The following is a 4,256-nucleotide window of genomic DNA, read 5'->3' as shown; positions in this document are numbered from 1 at the left end:
GCCCTCGGGCAGCTGCCGGTCCGTGGCGCCACCCGCCCCGGCGCCCTCGACCGCGGTGCCGCCACCGCTCAGTCCCATGGACGCGCGGATCTGCTCGAGCTTGCTCTTGCCCTCCGACTCGCGGGTGAACGCGGCGGCGTCGAGCTGCGCGCTGGACGGGGACCCCGTGGCCTCCGCGAGCTCCTGCTTGCCGAGCGCCGTGGTGTAGCGGCCCTCGATCTTGGCGCGGATCTCGTCGAACGTGGGCGAGTTGCCGCCGCCGACCCCCTCCAGCGAGGTCATGGAATCGACGGTCCGGTGCTGCATCTCCGCCTGAGTGGCCTGGAGCAGGAGCTGGTCCTCCTGCGCGAGCGTCTCGCGCAGACGCTGGTCGGACTCCCTGACCGCCTGCTTGGCCTGCTCGGCGGCCTGCACCGCCTGCCCGTGCAGCTGTTTGGTGTTCTCGAGGTCCTGCTCCAGGGTGACCATCCGGCCGGCCAGCTGCTCGGCCTGTGCGTCGAACTGGGCGGCGCGGGCGGTGTCCCCCTCGGCACGCGCCGACTCGGCCACCTGGAGGGTCTGCCGGATCTGGCCCTGCACCTCGTCGAGCTGCCGGGACTTGGTGCCCATGGCGATCTCGAGCTGCTTGGCGTTGCCGATCACGGCGGCTGCCTGGTCCGTCACCGACTTGTGCTGCTGGCGGGCGTTGTCCATGGCCTGGCGGACGAGGATCTTGGGGTCCGCGTTGTCGTCGACCTTCTTGTCGAGCGAGGCCTTGAGGTAGTTCCAGCTCTTGGAGAACGGGTTCGGCATGGCGGGGTCCTTACTGTCGGCACCGGCGGGCCCCGGACCGGCAGATCGGTCCGGGGCGTGTTCCTACCTCTTGACGGTACCGAGCAGTGCGGCCACGGGCAGCGCGGTCCGCGGCAGGTAGGGCTGGCGCCACAACCCTCCCGAGGCGGCCCCGTGGGACTCGTGCTCCCACTGCACCCCGACGTCCGGCCGCCCCACGTTGAGATCGTGGACCAACAGCGCGGCGAGCAGTGCCGAGGAGGTCGCGGGATCGAAGATCTCGATGCCGAACGCGTGCGCCCCCTTGTACGTGGCGGCGAGGATCTTGTTCTTGGTGACCGAGCGGGTGTCGGTGGCGGGGGCGACGTTGACGGAGACCGTGTGGCCGTCCGCGAACGCGGTGGTGGCCCGCCAGCGTTGGACCCGCTTGGCGAGCGTGTAGTTGGGCCCCTGTTGGGGGACCAGTGCATCGTGCACCGCCGGGCCGTGCCCCTTCTCGTAGTTGCGGTGGAAGACCTTCTGTCCGGTCAGGGTGCCGACGATCTTCTTGACGTCGGTGGCCTTGCGCGCTGCGAGTGCCGCGTCCGAGGCCCGGCGGACGTCGGCCGGGACCACGAAGGTGTCCATCGGGGTGGCGAGGTAGGCCAGGGCGTCGGCGGTCCCGTCCTTCAACAGGTCCACTACGAGGGCGTCGGCCGCAGACGAGAGCTGGACGTGGGTCCCGCCGTCCGCGTAGAAGTAACTGCCCACCGTGAGCGGCGCCGGGGCGGCCGCGCGGGCCCAGGCGGCGAGCTCGGGGAGCTGGGTGAGCAGGTCGATGCCCGGCCGGCCGTCCGCGTCCGTGGGGAAGTGGAGCCTGCCCGCGAAGCCGGCGGCCTGCTGGCGGAACCGGTCCCACACCGGGCTCGAGGGGAGGTCGACTCCCAGGACGTCGGCGCCCCATTGCAGCAGCCGACGGGCGGGCCCCATCTCCGAGCCCAGGCCCAGCACGAGCATCGCGCGGCCCGGCAGGGAGAGCCATTCAGGGTTGTCCTGCACCAGCTTCAGAGCGTCCGCGCAGCTCGGCTCGATCACTCCGGCGTCGACCCACGTGTCGAGCCGGGCGCGGAGCATCGCGCCGGTCAGTTCCTCGCCGCGGTAGGGGATGGACAGTTCCGTGGCGGGGGTCGCCGTGCCCTGGATCGTCTCGGTCCCCGGGGTGGATCGGGAGGCGACGACGGCGAGGTAGTCCGCCATCGGGGTCTCGACCTCCTGGCCGTCGACCTCATGGACGCCGACCATCCTGGACTGGAGCGAGTCGAGAGCGGCGCGGGCCACCCCGTCCCACGTGGCGGCATCTGCGACGCCCGCACTGACCATCTCGGTGAATGGTTGGATGTATCCCTTGCGCCAGTCCTTGATCCTGTGGACCCGCTCGCCCGCCGCCGGGTCCACGGTGGACAGTGCGTCAGCGACGACCTGCTTGGCCAGCCGCCCGGACGAGCGGTTCCCGGCCGAATCGGTGGGGAACTGAACTCCGCTGCTGTTCGGTGTCATGGCGCTCCTGGATCGGGGACAGATTTATCCGAGGTTAGCCTCACATTTATCCATGTCGGAGCTCGAAGCGCGGCGTGTTGGCGGCGAGTCGGTCAATTCTTGGTGAGAAGTGATCAATGTCACTTATGGGGCCCCCATGCAGCAATTTATAACTCAAAACTCACTTATTAAGGTTCACATAAGACGAGGTAGTCGCTTGGGAGGCGCCCTTTGGCAGCAATCATCGCCTGGACCACGGGGTCTGGGCGCAATCGCGCGGCTGGGTATTGCCTGTGCCTAAACGAGACTTCTTGTAACAAGTCCAGAAAATTGCTCGATAGGGTGGTGACACGATCCGACGGTGAGTAGCCCCAGGGCTGCACACCGGACCGGGCGACGAGGGGGAGAACCCGGGTCGCTGGGTCGTCACCAACAACAGGAAGGCAATTCCTATGAAGAACACCAAGCGGATGCTCGCCGTCATCGCGGCCTCCGGACTCGCGCTCGGCTCCATGCCGGGTGTCGCCAACGCTCAGGGCAGCGCCGAGCTCGGACTCAACCTCGGCGCGGCGCTCGGCTCGGCCGAGCTTGGCCTGGAACTCGGTGCGGCCCTCGGTTCCACCGCCCCGGATGACCTGCCGACCATCCCGGAGGAATTGCCCACCGGTTCGGACGGACTGTCGTCGGGTTCGACGGATGAGGCTGGCCAGCTGGATCTGGGTAGCGTTACCGATCCGTTTGATTCGCTGAGTGCGGGTTCGACGGATGAGGCTGGCGACCTGGACCTGGGCTCGCTCGGAAGCATCACGGATTCCTTTGATTCGCTGAGTGCGGGTTCGACGGATGAGGCTGGCGACCTGGACCTCGGTTCCCTTACGGGCGGTACCGGTTCCGACTTCGGTTCGGGCGACATCAACGTTCCCGGCTCGGGCACCGGCTCGGACGCCGGCACCCTCTTGGCCCTCGGTTCGCTTGCCGGCGCCGGCATCGGCCTCGGACTTGTCGTCTCCGGTGGCGTCAACCTCCCGCCGCTGCCCGAGATCAACGTCGGTCTCGTCTGCAACCTCCCGCCGGAGGCCATCGAGTTCCTCAAGGACAACGGCTCCATGGAGCGGGATGAGTGCGAGCCCGTCGAGGAGCAGAACTGAGGTTCGTCCTCATCGACGCTGACTGAGTCAGCGATCGGATAGTTCTCCGGCGATCCCCGTCGACCACACGGTCGGCGGGGATCGCTGCATTTCCCGGGGTCTGGATACGCTCTGGGTCATGTCCGTCCCCGACTTCGTCCTCGAGCTCCGCCGTCACGTGGGCACCGCGCCCCTCTGGTTGGCGGGTGCCACCGCCGTCATCCGCGACCCCCACGGCGCGCGCGTCCTGCTGGTGCGCCGGGCGGACAACGGCTGGTGGACCCCGGTCACCGGCATCGTCGACCCGGGGGAGCATCCCGCCGAGGCCGCGGTCCGCGAGGCACGGGAGGAAGCCGCGGTGAGCATCCGCGTGGACCGCGTCGCGTCCATCGGCGTCTCCCGGATGGTCACCTACGCCAACGGCGACCGCGCGCAGTACATCGACCACACCTTCGCCTGTACCTACCTCGACGGCGACCCGCACCCCGCCGACGGCGAGAACACCGACGTCCGCTGGTTCGCGGTCGATGACCTGCCCGAGATGCGCCCCCACATGCTCGCCCGGCTCGGGGCGGGACTGGCGGGCGAGGAGCGCACCCGTATCGAGCTGACCACCGAGTCCGCCGAGAGTGGGACCGGCCACTGCGGATAGGCCCCCGCTCGGCGCAGCACTAGAATCGGGGCATGCCCGCCGACCGCTTCCGAGCCGAGGTGCCCCCCGTGGTGACCGCGGTCGTCGGCGTCGTCGTCGCGGTGGTCAGCGCGGTGTTCGGCATCGCCGCCCACGGCCTGGCCGCCGGAACGGTCGCGGTGGCCCCGAGCCCCGGTCAGATCCTGCTGATC

At 69.2% G+C, this 4,256-nt stretch carries 4 protein-coding genes; 2 read left to right on the top strand and 2 right to left on the bottom strand.

What is annotated here, in order from left to right; translation table 11 throughout:
- Both G6021_RS01150 and G6021_RS01145 read right to left on the bottom strand, forming a co-directional pair.
- Positions 1-792 (bottom strand): PspA/IM30 family protein (locus G6021_RS01150; RefSeq protein WP_241736372.1); only part of this gene is annotated, 792 nt, incomplete at its 3' end.
- A 63-nt stretch (positions 793-855) separates the two neighbouring features.
- On the bottom strand, positions 856-2,307 hold the full coding sequence (locus tag G6021_RS01145; RefSeq protein ID WP_182609836.1) for a hypothetical protein: 1,452 nt from the start codon (positions 2,305-2,307) through the stop codon (positions 856-858).
- Between the two features lie 431 nt (positions 2,308-2,738).
- Between G6021_RS01145 and G6021_RS01140 the strand changes: the two genes are divergently transcribed.
- Together G6021_RS01140 and G6021_RS01135 are read left to right on the top strand one after the other, a co-directional pair.
- Entirely contained in the window at positions 2,739-3,434 is a 696-nt protein-coding gene (locus tag G6021_RS01140; RefSeq protein WP_182609837.1) for a hypothetical protein, read from the top strand.
- A 118-nt stretch (positions 3,435-3,552) separates the two neighbouring features.
- Entirely contained in the window at positions 3,553-4,065 is a 513-nt protein-coding gene (locus G6021_RS01135) for an NUDIX domain-containing protein (protein ID WP_182640495.1), read from the top strand.
- The last annotated feature ends 191 nt before the right edge of the window (positions 4,066-4,256 follow it).

The sequence above is a fragment of the Dietzia sp. CW19 genome (genome assembly GCF_014145265.1).
Classification (GTDB): Bacteria; Actinomycetota; Actinomycetes; order Mycobacteriales; family Mycobacteriaceae; genus Dietzia; species Dietzia natronolimnaea.
Note: the sequence above shows the minus strand (reverse complement) of the source record. Positions and strands in the feature narration are given on the sequence as shown.